16 protein-coding genes and 1 riboswitch are annotated in these 15,262 nt (G+C 63.9%); of the genes, 10 read left to right on the top strand and 6 right to left on the bottom strand.

Annotated elements, in window-relative coordinates; all coding sequences use genetic code 11:
- Nucleotides 1-2 precede the first annotated feature (2 nt).
- From cysT to AC1DDS_RS02275, 5 genes are all read left to right on the top strand, one after another.
- The gene (cysT, locus tag AC1DDS_RS02295; RefSeq protein WP_477477406.1) at nt 3-863 is read left to right on the top strand and encodes a sulfate ABC transporter permease subunit CysT; all 861 of its coding nucleotides are present in this window, start codon (nt 3-5) and stop codon (nt 861-863) included.
- Complete coding sequence (gene cysW / locus AC1DDS_RS02290; RefSeq protein WP_477477405.1) at nt 853-1,710, top strand: sulfate ABC transporter permease subunit CysW; 858 nt, start codon at nt 853-855, stop codon at nt 1,708-1,710. The genes cysT and cysW overlap by 11 nt, the downstream gene beginning before the upstream one ends.
- Nucleotides 1,711-1,727: 17 nt before the next feature.
- Nucleotides 1,728-2,759, top strand: a complete 1,032-nt coding sequence (locus AC1DDS_RS02285; protein ID WP_477477404.1) for a sulfate/molybdate ABC transporter ATP-binding protein — start codon at nt 1,728-1,730, stop codon at nt 2,757-2,759.
- Between the two features lie 178 nt (nt 2,760-2,937).
- Nucleotides 2,938-3,318, top strand: coding sequence for a DUF6152 family protein (locus AC1DDS_RS02280; protein ID WP_477477403.1), 381 nt, complete (start codon nt 2,938-2,940; stop codon nt 3,316-3,318).
- Nucleotides 3,319-3,798 carry a DUF6644 family protein gene (locus tag AC1DDS_RS02275; protein WP_477477402.1) on the top strand — a complete coding sequence of 160 codons (480 nt, stop codon included), beginning with the start codon at nt 3,319-3,321 and terminating at the stop codon, nt 3,796-3,798. It abuts the gene before it with no gap.
- A gap of 21 nt (nt 3,799-3,819) precedes the next feature.
- Here AC1DDS_RS02275 and AC1DDS_RS02270 read toward each other — a convergent pair whose 3' ends face one another.
- From AC1DDS_RS02270 to betI, 5 genes are all read right to left on the bottom strand, one after another.
- Nucleotides 3,820-4,032: a hypothetical protein gene (locus AC1DDS_RS02270; RefSeq protein ID WP_477477401.1), complete on the bottom strand. Its 213-nt coding sequence runs from the start codon at nt 4,030-4,032 to the stop codon at nt 3,820-3,822.
- A gap of 184 nt (nt 4,033-4,216) precedes the next feature.
- Nucleotides 4,217-5,869 (bottom strand): choline dehydrogenase, encoded by a 1,653-nt coding sequence (betA, locus tag AC1DDS_RS02265; protein WP_477477400.1) that lies wholly within the window; start codon nt 5,867-5,869, stop codon nt 4,217-4,219.
- Between the two features lie 155 nt (nt 5,870-6,024).
- Nucleotides 6,025-7,488: a betaine-aldehyde dehydrogenase gene (gene betB / locus AC1DDS_RS02260; protein ID WP_477477399.1), complete on the bottom strand. Its 1,464-nt coding sequence runs from the start codon at nt 7,486-7,488 to the stop codon at nt 6,025-6,027.
- Nucleotide 7,489: 1 nt separating this feature from the next.
- Complete coding sequence (gene betC, locus AC1DDS_RS02255) at nt 7,490-9,019, bottom strand: choline-sulfatase (protein WP_477477398.1); 1,530 nt, start codon at nt 9,017-9,019, stop codon at nt 7,490-7,492.
- 57 nt (nt 9,020-9,076) lie between these two features.
- Nucleotides 9,077-9,781 carry a transcriptional regulator BetI gene (gene betI, locus AC1DDS_RS02250; protein ID WP_477477397.1) on the bottom strand — a complete coding sequence of 235 codons (705 nt, stop codon included), beginning with the start codon at nt 9,779-9,781 and terminating at the stop codon, nt 9,077-9,079.
- Nucleotides 9,782-9,930: 149 nt separating this feature from the next.
- Here betI and AC1DDS_RS02245 point away from each other — a divergent pair, with 149 nt between their 5' ends.
- The 4 genes from AC1DDS_RS02245 (at nt 9,931) to AC1DDS_RS02230 (ending at nt 13,436) form a co-directional block, all read left to right on the top strand.
- Nucleotides 9,931-10,485, top strand: a complete 555-nt coding sequence (locus tag AC1DDS_RS02245; RefSeq protein ID WP_310414658.1) for an HdeD family acid-resistance protein — start codon at nt 9,931-9,933, stop codon at nt 10,483-10,485.
- Between the two features lie 58 nt (nt 10,486-10,543).
- A riboswitch (Fluoride riboswitch) is annotated at nt 10,544-10,605 on the top strand.
- A gap of 89 nt (nt 10,606-10,694) precedes the next feature.
- Nucleotides 10,695-11,081 (top strand): fluoride efflux transporter CrcB, encoded by a 387-nt coding sequence (gene crcB / locus AC1DDS_RS02240; RefSeq protein WP_310414655.1) that lies wholly within the window; start codon nt 10,695-10,697, stop codon nt 11,079-11,081.
- Complete coding sequence (locus AC1DDS_RS02235; RefSeq protein ID WP_477477396.1) at nt 11,078-11,515, top strand: EamA family transporter; 438 nt, start codon at nt 11,078-11,080, stop codon at nt 11,513-11,515. Before crcB ends, AC1DDS_RS02235 begins: the two co-directional genes overlap by 4 nt.
- 121 nt (nt 11,516-11,636) lie before the next feature.
- Nucleotides 11,637-13,436: an EAL domain-containing protein gene (locus AC1DDS_RS02230; protein WP_477477395.1), complete on the top strand. Its 1,800-nt coding sequence runs from the start codon at nt 11,637-11,639 to the stop codon at nt 13,434-13,436.
- 235 nt (nt 13,437-13,671) lie between these two features.
- On the opposite strand, the gene AC1DDS_RS02225 is transcribed toward AC1DDS_RS02230, so the two are convergent.
- On the bottom strand, nt 13,672-13,929 hold the full coding sequence (locus AC1DDS_RS02225; RefSeq protein ID WP_477477394.1) for a DUF1344 domain-containing protein: 258 nt from the start codon (nt 13,927-13,929) through the stop codon (nt 13,672-13,674).
- Nucleotides 13,930-14,251: 322 nt separating this feature from the next.
- Here AC1DDS_RS02225 and AC1DDS_RS02220 point away from each other — a divergent pair, with 322 nt between their 5' ends.
- Nucleotides 14,252-15,253, top strand: coding sequence for an NAD(P)H-quinone oxidoreductase (locus AC1DDS_RS02220; protein WP_477477393.1), 1,002 nt, complete (start codon nt 14,252-14,254; stop codon nt 15,251-15,253).
- Nucleotides 15,254-15,262: the final 9 nt, after the last annotated feature.

The raw sequence follows: 15,262 nt of genomic DNA, 5'->3' as shown, positions 1-15,262 counted from the left end.
GAATGACATCCACCCCCAGCGCTGCGCGGTGGCACTGGAAAACCCCTAGCGTCATTCCGGGCTTCGGACTGACGCTGGGCTTTACTTTGGCCTACCTGACACTCATCATTCTCATCCCGCTCGCGGGCCTCGCCTGGCGGTCCGCTTCCCTAGGCTGGTCCGATTTCTTCCGCCTCGTCATGGATCCGCGTACGCTCGGGGCACTGAAGGTCTCCTTTTCCACGGCACTGATCGCCGCCGTCATCAACGTGATCTTCGGCGTCGTCACCGCCTGGGTGCTGGTGCGCTACAACTTCCCCGGCCGCCGCATCGTCGATGCGATCGTTGACCTGCCGTTCGCCATTCCGACCGCGGTTGCCGGCATCGCGCTCACTTCGATCTATGCGCCGAACGGGTTGATCGGCAGCCTGCTTGCGCCGCTCGGCATCAAGGTCGCCTACACGCCGCTCGGCATTATCGTGGCGCTGATCGCGATCGGGTTGCCGTTCGTGGTGCGCACCGTCCAGCCGGTCATGCAGGAGATCAGCCAGGAGGTGGAGGAGGCGGCCGCCTCGCTCGGCGCCAACCGTTTCCAGACCATCTTCCGCGTCATTCTTCCCGGTTTGACGCCGGCGATCCTCACCGGCTTCGCGCTGGCGCTGGCCCGCGGCATCGGTGAGTACGGTTCGGTGATCTTCATCGCCGGCAATATCCCCTTCGTCTCGGAGATCGCGCCGCTTCTGATCGTCATCCGGCTGGAAGAGTTCGACTATGGGGCGGCAACCGCGATTGCGAGCGTTATGCTGATCATCGCTTTCCTGATGCTCCTGCTCATCAATCTTACCCAGGCGTGGAGCAGGCGGAGGTTCGGCTATGAGCAATGACCACCACTTCAAGAACCCCATCAGCGAGACCGCGCCCGTCCGCTGGCTGCTCATCCTTGCGGTGCTCGCATTTCTCGCTCTTTTCGTGCTGACGCCGCTGCTGATCGTCTTCACCGAGGCGTTCAGGAAGGGCTGGGGCGAATATCTTGCAGCCCTCGGAGAGCCCGATGCCGTGTCCGCCATCCGGCTGACGCTGCTGGTGGCGGCGATCGCCGTGCCCGCCAACCTGATCTTCGGCCTCGCAGCCTCCTGGGCGATCGCCAAGTTCGACTTCAAGGGCAAGGCCTTCCTGATCACCCTGATCGATCTGCCGTTCTCGGTTTCGCCGGTCATTTCCGGTCTTGTCTACGTGCTGCTGTTCGGTGCGAATTCGGCGCTCGGGCCGTTCCTCAAATCCTACGGCCTGCAGATCGTGTTTGCCGTGCCGGGTATCGTGCTCGCCACGATCTTCGTCACCTTCCCGTTTGTCGCGCGCGAACTGATCCCGCTGATGCAGGAGCAGGGCACGGCCGACGAGGAGGCGGCGATCTCGCTCGGCGCCAGCGGCTGGCAGGCCTTCTGGTACGTGACGCTGCCGAACATCCGGTGGGGCCTGCTTTATGGCGTGCTGCTCTGCAATGCCCGTGCGATGGGCGAGTTCGGCGCCGTCTCGGTCGTTTCCGGACACATCCGCGGCCTGACCAACACCATGCCGCTGCATGTCGAGATCCTCTACAATGACTACAACATCGTCGGCGCCTTCGCCGTCGCCTCGCTGCTGGCACTGCTGGCGCTGTTGACGCTCGCGCTTCGATCGATCCTTGAAACCCAGTACGGCTCCGAGCTTTCGGGCACGCAGAAACACTAAAAAGAGCAGATCCGCACATGGAAATTCGCGTAGAAAAGATCCGCAAGGAGTTCGATCTCTACCCGGCGCTGCACGATGTGTCGCTGAAGATCGAATCCGGCGAGCTGATCGCTCTTCTCGGCCCGTCGGGCTCCGGCAAGACGACGCTGTTGCGCCTGATCGCCGGCCTCGAGCAGCCCACCTTGGGACGCATCTTCTTCGGCAACGAGGACGCCTCCTACAGATCCGTGCAGGAGCGCAACGTCGGCTTCGTCTTCCAGCACTACGCGCTGTTTCGCCACATGACGGTGGCGGAAAACGTCGCCTTCGGCCTGACGGTCCGTCCGCGCCATGAGCGCCCGCCAAGGGCCGAGATCCGCCGCCGCGCGCTCGAACTGCTCGACATGGTGCAACTCAGCGGCTTGGAAAAGCGCTACCCCAACCAGCTCTCGGGCGGCCAGCGCCAGCGCGTCGCGCTCGCCCGTGCCATGGCGATCGAGCCGAAGGTGCTGCTGCTCGACGAGCCCTTCGGCGCCCTCGACGCCAAGGTGCGAAAGGAACTGCGCCGGTGGCTGCGTGATTTCCACGACCGCACTGGCCATACGACCGTGTTCGTCACGCACGACCAGGAGGAGGCGCTGGAACTCGCCGACCGGGTCGTCGTCATGAGCCAGGGCAAGATCGAGCAGGTCGGTTCCTCGGACGACGTCTACGACCGGCCAAATTCGCCCTTCGTCTTCTCCTTCATCGGCGAGAGTGCCAACCTGCCGGTGACGGTGATCGACGGAACCGTGCATTTCCATGGGGCTTCGACCGGGCTTGCCGCCCAGCGCGACGGCGAGGGACGCCTGTTCTTCCGCCCGCAGGATGTTTCGCTGGTGGAGGAGGGACCCTGCTTCACCGGGCCGGTCACGTCGAGCCGCCGTCTTGCCGGCACCCGCATCGCCGAGGTCGAACTCGGATCCGCCGAGGACCCCTGCCACGTGGAGATCGAGATCCCGCTCGAAGCGGCCGCCACCAACGGCTCGATCCTGTCGTTTCGCCCGACGCGCTGGAAGCTGTTCTACTGAGCCGGCAAGGGGGCGCCTCCGCGCTTTCGGATGGTGCCGATACCGGTTAGCGGTGTCGCCGGCGCCCCCGTCCCGAGCGGCGAAGGCATTCGTTTCTCAGGGCCGATGATCCCGACTCGCTTTTGAGCCGGGCCACTCTACCTTTCGCCAAATAACCGTGGACCGAAAGGAGTGCGCCATGCGTTGGTTCCCCGGCATAGCTGCCACCATTGCCATCACGGCCCTTTCCGCCACCGTGGCTCCCGCGCATCACGGCTGGACTTGGGCCGAAGAAGAGCAGACCGAACTCACCGGCACCGTTCGCGCCGTGGTGATCGCTCCGCCGCATCCCACCCTCGACGTCGAGACGGCGAACGATGGGCTGTGGAAGGTCGAACTGGGCAATCCGCGCCAGACCCAGCGTTCAGGCTTCGTCGAAGGCTCCGCCAAGCCTGGGGACCAGGTGGTCGTTCTCGGCAACCGCTCGCTCGATCGCGATGAGAAGCGGATGAAGGCAGTGCGCGTCACGGTCGAGGGCAAGGTCTTCGACATTTATCCGGATCGGATCACGGTGAACTGAATGGAGGCGATGCAGTGGCTTTCGACGTCGCCTCTCGCCGCGGCGCTGAAGGGCTCCGGCACGCTATACCTGTTCGTCAACGCCGCCCATATCCTGGCGATCGGGCTGGTCGTTGGCGCGATCGTGCCGCTGGACCTCCGATTGCTCGGTCTCTTCCGTCGCTTTCCGCTGTCAGCGCTTGCGCCTTACCTGTCACGCAGCGCGGCCGTCGGGATCGGCTTCGCAGTGCTGACGGGGATTTGCCTGTTCTCCGTCCGTCCCGCGGAATACGCGGCCAATCCCGCCTTCCTCACCAAGCTGTCGCTGCTCTTCTGCGGCGTCGTCAACGCGCTGGTCATTCATTCGAGCCGCCGGTGGAAAATTGCGATGAGCGACGCGCCGGTGCCGTCGCTCCTGCGCTTCCAGGCCTTGCTGTCGCTGCTGATCTGGCCGGCGGCCCTGCTCGCCGGCAGGTGGATCGGCTTCGTGGCGACCGGCTGATCCCGCCGGCACGCCCGAGCCTCAGTTTCGGTCGGGATGCGGGACGAGCACGCCCCACTCCCGTTTCCACAGCCCCAGGTCGTCAACGACCACAATTTGCCGGCGGTTGAGGTCGTGTCTCGCCGCCTGCCGGGCGATCGCCAAAGCCTGCGGTACGGGCCGCAGCGCGCGTCCGAGCGTCAGTGTCGGGTCTTCGACGATCGCCACCGGCTCCCGATCACCTGGTACCAGCACGACGGCGATTTCGTTCTCCTTGCGGATATCGAACCGCGAGACGCGGAAATAGTGCCCGGGCCGGTCGAAGTTGCTCTCCCGCTTGTCATCATCGCCCTTGGTCCTGTGTCTCCCTCCGGTCCGGGAAACCCTGCCAAGTGCGAATGGTTCCGCCCAGCGACCGAGCGGGCGGGCCGGAGGCGTCTCAGCGGTCGCTCGTCTCCCAGCGCGGATTGATCCACGGTTCCTGGTTGGAGCGGGGCAGGGGCTGACGCCCGAGGATATGATCGGCTGCCTTCTCGCCGGTCATGATGGAAGGGCCGTTGAGGTTGCCGTAGGTGACGTGCGGGAAGATCGACGAATCCGCCACCCGCAGCCCATCGACACCAATGACACGGGTTTCAGGATCGACGACGGCCATCGCATCGTTCCTGTCGCCCATCCTGCAGGTGCCGCACGGGTGATAGGCGCTTTCCAGGTGCTCGCGCAGGAAGGCGTCGATCTCCTCGTCCGTCTGCACCTTGTCGCCCGGCTGGATTTCCGGCCCGCGATAGTGGTCGAAGGCCTTCTGGCCAAAGATCTCGCGGGTCAGCCGCACGCAATGGCGGAACTTCTCCCAGTCCTCCGGGTGGCTCATGTAGTTGAAGCGGATGACCGGATCGGCCATCACATCGGCCGAGCGCAGCGTCACGCTGCCGCGCGATTTCGACAGGTTGTAGCCGACATGGGCCTGGAAGCCGTGCGTGTTGGCCGCCGCCTTGCCGTCGTAGGAGATCGCCACGGGCAGGAAGTGATACTGGATGTCCGGCTGTTTGACACCCGGCGCGGAGCGCAGGAAGGCGCAGGCCTCGAACTGGTTGGAGATGCCGAGCCCCTGCTTGAAGAACAGCCATTGCGCGCCCGCCACGCCCTGCCAGAACCAGGGCAGCCAGGAATACAGCGACACCGGCTTGGTCGAGACCTGCTGGAAATAGAACTCCATGTGGTCCTGCAGGTTGGCGCCGACACCGGGGCGGTCGGCCTTCACCTCGATGCCCATGTCCTGCAAATGCTGCGCCGGTCCGATGCCGGAGAGCATCAGCAGTTTCGGCGAGTTGAACGTGGAGGCCGAGACGATCACCTCGCGGTTGGCCCGCACCACCTCGATCTTGCCGTTGCGCTCGATCTCGACGCCGACGGACCGGCCGTTCTCGATCACGATCTTGCGGGCAAAGCAGCGCACCAGCTCGACGTTCGGCCGCTTCATCGCCGGCCGCAGGTAAGCGTTCGCCGCCGACCAGCGCCGTCCCTGCCAGACGGTCTGCTCCATCAGGCCGAAACCTTCCTGCTTGGAACCGTTATAGTCCTCGGTCAGTTCGAAGCCGGCCTGCTTGCCCGCCTCGATGAAGGCGTGGAACAGCGGGTTCTTCACCGGCCCGCGCTTGACGTGCAGCGGCCCACTCGTGCCGCGCCAGCCGTCCTCGCCGCCATGACTGTGCTCCATCCGCTTGAAATAGGGCAGCACGTCCGCATAGGCCCATCCGCGTGCGCCCAGTTCCTCCCAGCGATTGAAGTCCTCCGCGTGGCCGCGCACGTAGACGAGCCCGTTGATCGACGACGACCCGCCGATCACCTTTCCGCGCGGGGCGGTGATGCGCCGGTTGTTGAGGTTCGGCTCCGGCTCGGAGAGATAGCCCCAGTTGTAGCGCTTCATGCTCATCGGCCAGGCAAGTGCTGCCGGCATCTGGATGAACGGGCCGATGTCGGAGCCGCCATATTCCAGCACCATCACGGTGTTCTTGCCGTCCTCGGAAAGACGATAGGCCAGCGCCGAGCCTGCCGAGCCCGATCCGACGATGATGAAGTCTGCCTGCTGCATTGCCCCTGTCTTTCCCTGTTGTTTTGCCTGCCGGTCTGCCCCTCATCCGGCTGCCGCCACTGGATATGCCGGGCCGTCATGATCTTTTCGACGCTTCGTGTGCCACGTCCCCTCTCCCCGCAAGCGGGGAGAGGGTTAGGGTGAGGGGCAAGCCCTCAATACGGCGCCTCGACCGGCCCCATTGCCACATAGACGCTCTTCAGCTCCGAGTAGTGCTCGAGCGCCGCCAGCGAATTTTCGCGGCCGAAGCCGGATTGCTTGGAGCCGCCGAAGGGGACCTCGACCGGGGCGAGGTTGTAGGTGTTGATCCACAGCGTGCCGGCCTCCAACTGGTCGACCACACGATGCGCCCGAGTGATGTCGCGGGTGAAGACGCCGCCGGAGAGGCCGAGTTCGGTGGCGTTGCCGCGCGCGATCACCTCGTCCTCGTGCTCGAAGTCGAGCACGCACATGACAGGCCCGAAAATCTCCTCGCGGGCGATCGTCATCCCGTCGGTGACGTCGGCAAAGACGGTCGGCTGGATGTAGTAGCCCTCGCCGGGAACATGGTTCGGGATGCCGCCGCCGGTGAGAAGCGTCGCGCCCTCCGCCTTGCCCTTGCCGATATAGTCGAGCACCTTGTCGCGCTGCGCCTTCGAGACCATCGGCCCGAGTTGCGTCGCCTCGTCCAGCGGCTCGCCGATGACGATCTTTTCGGTGCGCTCCTTCAGCCGCGACAGGAATTTTTCCTTGATGCCCTTCTGCACGAAGACGCGGGTGCCGTTCGAGCAGACCTGGCCGGTCGAGTAGAAGTTGCCGAGCATCGCACCGCCGATAGCGCTTTCGAGATCGGCATCGTCGAAGACGATCAGCGGCGACTTACCGCCGAGTTCCATGGTGACGTGCTTCAGCGCAGAGGCTGCCGCGCCGGCCACCTTCCTGCCCGTCGGCACCGAGCCGGTCAGCGAAACCTTGGCGACGTCAGGATGGTTGACGAGCAGCGGCCCGGTGGTGCGGTCGCCCTGGATGACGTTGTAGAGCCCCTTCGGCAGGCCGGCCTCGATCAGGATCTCGGCGATTTTCAGCGCGCCGAGCGGCGTATTTTCCGACGGCTTGAACACCATGGCATTGCCGCAGATCAGCGCTGGCGCCCCCTTCCAGCAGGCGATCTGCTGCGGATAGTTCCAGGCGCCGATGCCGACGCAGACGCCGAGCGGCACGCGCTTGGTGAAGGCGAAGTCCTGGCCGAGCGGGATATAGTCTCCGTTCAGCCCGGCCGCCGCGATGCCGCCGAAGAACTCGAAACTGTCGGCGCCCGAGGTCGGGTCGGCGACGATCGTCTCCTGGATCGGCTTGCCGGTGTCGAGCGTCTCCAACTCGGAAAGCTCGCGATTGCGTTCGCGCATGATCTCGGCGGCACGCTTGAGGATGCGGCCGCGCGCCGTCGGGCTCATCGCCGCCCATTCCGGCTGCGCGCGCTTGGCGGCTGCGATCGCCTTCTCGACGATCGCGGGCGTCGCGGCGTGAAGACGCGCGATCACCTCGCCGGTGGCGGGATAGAGGCTCTCGAACGGCGTGCCGGCAGTATCCTCGACATATTCGCCGTCGATGAAGTGCGAGGCTTTCGGTTGGGCTCTCATCTTATTCTCCTCGCGGGTAGCGTTTGGATTCCTCGAGATTGTCGAGGTTCATGTGGTTGCGCATGTAGCGCTCCGAGGCCTTTTGCAGCGGCTGGTGGTCCCAGGGGTAGTAGGCGCCGTTGCGCAGTGCCTCGTAGACCACCCAGCGGCGCGTCTGGCTCTCGCGCACGGCGGCGTCGAAGGCTTCCATGTCCCAGCGTGCCTCGCGCATCTGCCGGAACGCCTCCAGCGTCGCCTTGACGACCGGGTCGGAGGAGGTCGCCAGATTGGTGAGTTCAAGCGGGTCGGCCTCAAGGTCGTAGAGCTGTTCCGGATCGAGCTCACAGTGGATGTATTTCCACTTGCCTTCGCGGATGCCGACCAGCGGCGCGTAGGAGGCTTCCGCCGCGTATTCCATCAGGACCGGCGTGGTGCGTTCGGCGCCGTTGATCACCGGCACCAGGCTTTCGCCGTCCGTCCAAGGCATGACCTCGCCCATCGAAATGCCGGCGAGATCGCAGAGCGTCGGCGTCACGTCGAGGTTGGAGGTCGGTGCCGTGTGCAGCCCGGCCGTTACGCCGGGGCCGGCGATCATCAGCGGCACCCGGGCCGAACCCTCGAAGAAGTTCATCTTGAACCACAGACCGCGCTCGCCGAGCATGTCGCCGTGGTCGGAGCAGAACAGGACGATCGTGTCGTCCAGCATTCTTGTCCGGGTGAGCGTATCGACCAACTCGCCGACCTTCTCGTCGAGATAGGAGATGTTGGCGAAATAGGCCTGGCGCGAGCGGCGGACGTTCTCGTCGGTGATGTTGAAGCTGGCATAGTCGCAGGAGTGCAGAATGCGCGCGGAATGCGGGTCTTGCTCCTCCAGCATGCCGACTTCCGGCATCAGGTGCTCGCAGTTCTCGTAGAGATCCCAGAACTTCTTGCGCGCCACATAGGGATCGTGCGGATGCGTGAAGGAGACGGTGAGGCACCAGGGGCGCCGGCCGGCATCGTCGTTGTCGCGCGAAAGCTGGTAGAGCTTCTGGTTGGCGAGGAAGGCGACTTCGTCGTCATATTCCATCTGGTTTGTGATCTCGGCAACGCCGGCGCCCGTCACCGAGCCCATGTTGTGGTACCACCAGTCGATGCGCTCGCCGGGCTTGCGGTAGTCCGGCGTCCAGCCGAAGTCGGCCGGGTAGATGTCCGTCGTCAGCCGCTCCTCGAAACCGTGCAATTGGTCCGGGCCGACGAAATGCATTTTCCCGGACAGCGCCGTGTAATAGCCGGCGCGGCGCAGGTGATGGGCGAAGGTGGGGATCGAGGAGACGTACTCGGCTGCGTTGTCGTAGACGCGCGTGCGGCTCGGCAGCTGCCCGGCCATGAACGAGGCGCGGGCCGGCGCGCAGAGCGGCGAGGAGGTGTAGTTGTTGCGGAACCGCGCCGAACGCTTGGCCAGCGCCTTCATGTGCGGCGCATGCAGCCAGTCCGCCGGGCCGTCCGGAAAGAGCTTTCCGTTCAACTGGTCGACCATAATGATCAGGATGTTGGGCTTACTGGCGGTCACGGGATGCGGTTCCTTGGGGCGAGAGCGAGGATTGCGGGCATGACGTTGCCCCTCACCCTAGCCCTCTCCCCGCAAGCGGGGAGAGGGGACTGGGCCCGGTGCGGCTTGCGTCCTTCGCCCCGCTTGCGGGGAGAAGGTGCCGGCAGGCGGATGAGGGGCGAATAGATCTGCAGAATCGACTCCGACTGGCCGAAGCTGCGCATTCAGATAGTCCTCCGTCAGCGCGATCGAGGAATCGATGCTGATCGGCACGGACCTCAGACTTTGCCGGATATAGAGACCGTCGATCATCGCGGCGGCGCCGTCGGCGATGCGAACTGCGTCATCGGCCGGGCAGAGCCGTTTCAGATTGGCGACGAGGTTCGAGCGCAGGCGGCGCGCATAAAGCACGAGCAGCCGTCGCGTTTCCTCCGAGCGTTGCGCATCGGCGTAAAAGGCGAGCCATGCGGCGATCGTTTCCGGCGCGAACTGGTCGGCCTGGAAGCTGACGCGGATGATTGCCGAAAGTCTCTCACGCGGTGTCTGAACGGATTGAATCGCTTTGACCACGTCAGCGCGTAACTGCTGGAGAAGACTCCGGATTGTGGCGATCAGAAGCTGCTCCTTGGAGCCGAAATAGTGATGCGCCAGCGCCGGCGATACGCCCGCATGCCGCGCGATCTCCGACATGGTGACGGCCAGCGAACCGTGATCGCCGACCGCCTTGAGCGTCGCGTCCACAAGCGCCTTGCGGCGCACTGGCTCCATTCCAACCTTCGGCATGCATTCCTCCTCTGGGGGGCAATCTATTTTTAATTGACTGACCAATCAACAAAAATATGGCGGCGCATGGGCGAGTGCCCGGCGATCATGACAACTGAAGATTTCGTGGTACCATCGGTATTTCTCGTTCCACTGACTGGGGGTTAGTCATGGCTGTTAGTTCGGGAATACCTCGTCTCTCCGAAGTTCGCGGCAAATGGGGCTGGTTCGTCGCTCTCGGCGTTGCCCTGCTTGCCTTTGGCCTGCTAGCCGCCGGCAATCTGCTGTGGGCGACGGTGGTCACGGTCTACTATGTCGGCATGCTGATGATCATCGGCGGCTGCGTCTATCTGGCCCATGCCTTCCAGGTGAAGGCGTGGAAGGACACGATCTACTGGGTGCTGAGCGCGCTGCTCTATCTTGCCGCCGGCGTGCTGGCCTTCACCAACCCGATCCTGACCTCGAAGGTGCTGACGCTGTTCATGGCCTGCGCCCTGCTCGTCTCCGGTCTCTTCCGCATCTGGGTGGCGTTTCACTCACGCGACGAGGGTGCCGGCTGGGGCTGGCTGCTGGCCGGCGGCATCGTCACCGCGCTGGCCGGTATCGTTTTTCTCATCGGCTGGCCGGTCAACAGCCTGTGGCTGCTCGGCCTGTTCCTCGCCTTCGATCTGGCGATGCAGGGGTGGGCGCTCATCTTTTTCGGTCTGGCGTTGCGCAAGGCTTAGCCTTTCGCGCGGCGACGTGTCCGTTTGACAGCGCCGCGCCATTCGCGTTACGAAGTGCGCGTGGGATGGGGATGGAGCTCCCCGATAACCGCCGCATCGGCTGATAGCTCCTGCCAAGGCGGACCGGAAGGTCGCCCGGCAGGCGCGTGCAATGGCAGCCGCACCCGGGTGGTTTCCGTTACCGCCACACATCGTGGAAGGGTAGCGTTATGAATTATCTTATTGTTTTTCTCGGCGCGGGGATCGGCGGCGCCGGTCGGCACGGCATCAACGTCCTGGCCGCCCGAATTTCCAGCAACGGCTTTCCGCTCGGAACGCTGACCGTCAATGTCACAGGCTGTTTGACGATGGGGCTGCTGGCCGGCTTTTTTGCTTTTCGCGGGCACCTGCCGCAGGAGGTGCGCCTGCTGCTCACGACCGGCGTTCTCGGCGGCTTTACGACCTTCTCCGCGTTCGCGCTCGATACCGCGCTTCTGTGGGAGCGGGGGAACCTGGGGCTTGCGCTCGCCTATGTGCTTGCAAGCGTCATCCTGTCACTGTCCGCCATCGGGGCCGGCCTGTTCCTGGCGCGTGTTGCCTGGGTCAGCCTGCCGTGAAGCCGATCCTCGCATCCTGGCAGTTCTGGGCGGTCGGCTCGGCGGTGTTTGCCGCCCTGACCGCCATCTTCGCCAAGATCGGCATCGAGGGCGTCAATTCCGATTTCGCCACATTCGTCCGCACCGTCGTCATCCTTGCCGCACTTGCGTTCATCCTTGCGATCAACGGAAGCTGGCAGGAGCCGGCGTCAGTGTCGGGCAGGAGCTGGCTGTTCCTCGTCCTGTCGGGGCTTGCGACCGGGGCGTCCTGGGTCTGCTACTTCCACGCCCTGAAGCTTGGCGACGCCTCGCAGGTGGCGCCGGTCGACAAGCTGAGCGTGGTGCTGGTCGTCGCGTTCGCGGCTCTGTTTCTCGGGGAACGGCTGTCGCCGATGCACTGGCTGGCGGTTCTGATGATCGCGGTGGGCGCCGTCATGCTGACGCTGCGCATTTGATGACAGTTTGATGCAAGTCCTTGCCATCATTGAAGTTTCATTAAACTGTCATCTTGGCGAAACGGATTGTTGAGATTTCGCGGGAAAAGAGTCCGGTACGTTCAAGACCCCGGAGTCCCCGATGTCCGCTGCCGAAATGCTTGCCCGTCACCGCTTTGGTGATGACCAGATCGTCACGCTTTCCAAGCTTGTCATCGAAACTGCGTTCCAGCCGATCGTCGAAGCGGCGTCAGGTGCGGTGTTCGGCTACGAAACGCTGATGCGCGGCCATGAGAAGCTCGGTTTCAGGTCGCCGCTCGACCTTCTGGACCGCGCACACGAAGCCGGCGAACTCCTGGCGCTGGAGCACATGATCAACAGCCGTGCGCTCGCAGCCTTTGCGGCGCTGCCGGATTTTGCCAGCCGGACACTGTTCATCAATCTCGATTCCCGCCTCGTCGTCGAGGCGGTCGACGTGATCGAGCGCCTGTCGAGCCACCTCCAGCGCGCCGGCATTCCCGCCTCCTCGATTTGCTTCGAGATTTCGGAACGCTTCGACAATGGCGATGTGCCGGAATTCGGCGCCTTCCTCGGCCGGTTGCGGCAGGAGGGTTTCAAGCTGGCGATCGACGACTTTGGGACCGGCCACAGCGGCATGAAGGCCCTGTGCGACCATGCGGTCGACTACCTCAAGATCGATCGGCACTTCGTCTCCGGCATCGACACGGACGCGCGAAAGCGCCACCTCGTGAAGAACATGGTCAACGCCGCCCATGTGCTCGGCATCCGGGTGATCGCCGAAGGCGTGGAGACGGAGGCCGAGTTCATCGCCTGCCGGGACGCCGGCTGCGATCTGGCGCAGGGTTGGCACATCTGCCGCCCGCAGACGGACATGACCGCCCTCCAGCCGGTCTATGCGGCGGCGGTGAGGGCAGGCACGGCCCGCCGCAACGAGCGCTCGCTCGACAGCATCCTGATCCGCCGACAGATCGAGCAACTGCCGGCTGTGCGGGAGAATGCCAGCCTGGAGTCGGTGTTCGAACTGTTCCGCAAGGACCCCAAGCGCACCTTCTTTCCCGTTCTCAACGCCAACGACGAGCCGCGCGGGATCCTCTACGAGTATCATGTCAGGGAACTGAGCTATCATCCGTTCGGCCGCGACCTCTTGAAGAACAAGCTCTACCAGCGCAGCCTGGCGCACTTCACCACGATGGCGCCGGTGGCCGATCTCGATACGCCGGCCGAGCAACTGCTCGCCAAATTCGCCCACATGGGTGGCAGCGAGTGCGTGATCCTGACCGAGAACATGCGCTACGCCGGCATCCTCAGCGCCTCTTCGCTTCTGCGGATCATCGGCGAGAAGCAACTCAAGACCGCCGAAGACCAGAACCCCCTGACCGGTCTGCCGGGCAACCGTTCCATCCACGAGTACCTGCAGGAGCAGGGGCTCGACACCGATCAGGTCCGGTACGTCTGCTACTTCGATTTCGACAACTTCAAGCCGTTCAACGATCACTACGGTTTCCAGATGGGCGACCGCGCGATCCTGCTTTTCACCTCGTTGATGCGCCGCCATTTCATCGGTGATGATATCTTCATCGGTCATCTGGGTGGCGACGATTTCTTCGCGGGCGTTTCGGGACGTGATGCTGCGGACGTCGAAGCCCTGCTGGAGCGCCTGCTGCAGGATTTCGGCCGTGAAGCCCGCCACCTCTACTCTGCCGAGGATCTTTTGGCGGGCGGCATCCGCGGCCGGGATCGTGACGGCGCCCCGCGTGACTATCCCCTGATGCGCTGCTCGGCCGTGGTCCTTGCTGTGCCGAAGGGGGAATTGGTTTCCGACCCGCAGCAGATCAGCGCCCGGATCGCGGCGCTGAAGGGAGCGGCGAAAGGGAGCGCGCGGGGCATCGTGTTCTGCAGCGAACGCGTCCAACACGCCTAAAGCATATCTCCCGAATGTGGGACCGGTCTCGGGGCCAAGACATGCGAAAGAAGAAGGACCTAAAGCACGGCAAGCGAATCTGAAAGATCGCGACGCGCTTTAGGCCAAGGGAAGGGCGGACCCGCCGGATCCGCCCTCTTTCAGCCTGACAGCTTGCGCACACACACAGCCGCAAGCCCGGCCTATCCTGAGCGATCCGTTGTAGTGTCGGGGCAGATCGCTCAAGACTCTGCAGTTACTGCAGAATCTTTACGGCGTGGGCTTCATGCTTTTTCCCGACCATGTCCCACGATACGGAGACTTTCTCCCCGGCCTTCAGGCCGGGATCCTTGAAGCCCTTCGGCAGCATGTAGGTGGTGCCGTCGGAGAGCGTCAGGCTCATGTCATGGGCGCTAAAAGATTTCACTGTTCCGGTCGCGGTCTGGGCTGCAAGAGCTGCGGCAGGCGTGGCCAGGAGGGCAACGATTGCAAGGTTGGAAAGAAGAACACGCATGAGACTTGTCCTGTTTAGGCCCTGCAAGGGGCTCTTTCCGAAGCCGTCCGAATGCGTCGTGTCGCGACCGAGGGGCCGCCGGCGCTTCTCGGCTTCCGTGTGAAAATTAGGACTGTCTAATGATGGCTTCAAATTAAAGATAGGTAATTTGGTAAGTCGATGAAATTACGTAAATTCAATGGTTTGTGACGAATTGTGGCGACTGCAAGATGACCGAAATTTAATGTTCGCAGGCCTCGCAGACCTGACGTTCGCAGGCACTTTCCGCTATCTTCGCGATAGCACGAAGGCGCACTTGCGCCGACAGCACGGAGAAAACGCCATGCCCCTGCCCGAAACCATGACCTTTGTCGACGTCAGCGAGCCTGGCGGTGTCGAAAACCTGATGATGGCGCAGGGACCGCTTCCCGACATGCGACCCGGTGAAATCCTTGTCCGCGTCGCCGCCGCCGGCATCAACCGCCCCGATATCATGCAGCGCAAGGGGGACTATCCGCCGCCGCCGGGCGCAAGCCCCATCCTCGGCCTGGAGATTGCCGGCGAAGTGGTTGCATGTGGCCCCGGCGTGACCGAGTTTTCGGTGGGAGACAAGGTCTGCGCGCTCGCGAACGGCGGCGGTTATGCCCAGTACTGCGCGGTGCCGGCCAGCCAGGCCCTGCGGTTTCCGAAGGGTTACGACGCCGTCAAGGCGGCTGCGCTGCCGGAAACCTTTTTCACCGTATGGGCCAATCTCTTCATGATGGCCGGGTTGAAATCCGGCGAGACGGTGCTGATCCACGGCGGCACCAGCGGGATCGGCACGACCGCAATCCAGCTTGCGATCGCCGTCGGCGCCAAGGTCTACGCCACCGCCGGGTCGGTGGAAAAATGCGAGGCCTGCGTCGGCCTTGGCGCCCATCGGGCGATCAACTACCGGACGGAGGACTTTGCCGCCGTCATCGCCGAGGAGACCGGCAAGCGCGGCGTCGACGTGATCCTCGACATGATCGGGGCCGCCTATTTCGACCGGAACCTGAAGTCGCTCGGGCTCGACGGGCGGCTCTCGATCATCGCCTTCCTGGGCGGCGCCGTCGCCGAGAAGGTCAGTCTTGGGCCGATCCTGACAAAACGCTTGAGGGTCATGGGCTCGGCGATGCGGCCGCGCACGGTGGCGGAGAAGAAGGCGATCCGTGACGAGCTCCTGGAGAAGGTCTGGCCGCACCTGGATTCCGGCCGCGTGGCGCCGGTGATCCAGTCGGTCCTGCCCTTCACCGAGGTTGCAGCCGCTCATCGCGCGCTGGAGAAGGGCGACCACATCGGCAAGGTGGTGATCACCTTCGACTGAGACGGCGCG

It is taken from the genome of Mycoplana sp. 10N416, assembly GCF_056394765.1.
This window is presented reverse-complemented; position numbering and strand designations above follow the sequence as displayed.

Excerpts from the sequence above, each read along its gene's own strand:
- AC1DDS_RS02220 (WP_477477393.1), top strand. The coding sequence starts at position 14,252 with ATGCCCCTGCCCGAAACCATGACCTTTGTCGACGTCAGCGAGCCTGGC.
- cysT (WP_477477406.1), top strand. The coding sequence starts at position 3 with ATGACATCCACCCCCAGCGCTGCGCGGTGGCACTGGAAAACCCCTAGC.
- AC1DDS_RS02245 (WP_310414658.1), top strand. The coding sequence starts at position 9,931 with ATGGCTGTTAGTTCGGGAATACCTCGTCTCTCCGAAGTTCGCGGCAAA.
- betB (WP_477477399.1), bottom strand. The coding sequence starts at position 7,488 with ATGAGAGCCCAACCGAAAGCCTCGCACTTCATCGACGGCGAATATGTC.
- AC1DDS_RS02280 (WP_477477403.1), top strand. The coding sequence starts at position 2,938 with ATGCGTTGGTTCCCCGGCATAGCTGCCACCATTGCCATCACGGCCCTT.
- betI (WP_477477397.1), bottom strand. The coding sequence starts at position 9,781 with ATGCCGAAGGTTGGAATGGAGCCAGTGCGCCGCAAGGCGCTTGTGGAC.
- AC1DDS_RS02230 (WP_477477395.1), top strand. The coding sequence starts at position 11,637 with ATGTCCGCTGCCGAAATGCTTGCCCGTCACCGCTTTGGTGATGACCAG.
- crcB (WP_310414655.1), top strand. The coding sequence starts at position 10,695 with ATGAATTATCTTATTGTTTTTCTCGGCGCGGGGATCGGCGGCGCCGGT.
- cysW (WP_477477405.1), top strand. The coding sequence starts at position 853 with ATGAGCAATGACCACCACTTCAAGAACCCCATCAGCGAGACCGCGCCC.
- betA (WP_477477400.1), bottom strand. The coding sequence starts at position 5,869 with ATGCAGCAGGCAGACTTCATCATCGTCGGATCGGGCTCGGCAGGCTCG.
- AC1DDS_RS02275 (WP_477477402.1), top strand. The coding sequence starts at position 3,319 with ATGGAGGCGATGCAGTGGCTTTCGACGTCGCCTCTCGCCGCGGCGCTG.
- AC1DDS_RS02285 (WP_477477404.1), top strand. The coding sequence starts at position 1,728 with ATGGAAATTCGCGTAGAAAAGATCCGCAAGGAGTTCGATCTCTACCCG.
- AC1DDS_RS02225 (WP_477477394.1), bottom strand. The coding sequence starts at position 13,929 with ATGCGTGTTCTTCTTTCCAACCTTGCAATCGTTGCCCTCCTGGCCACG.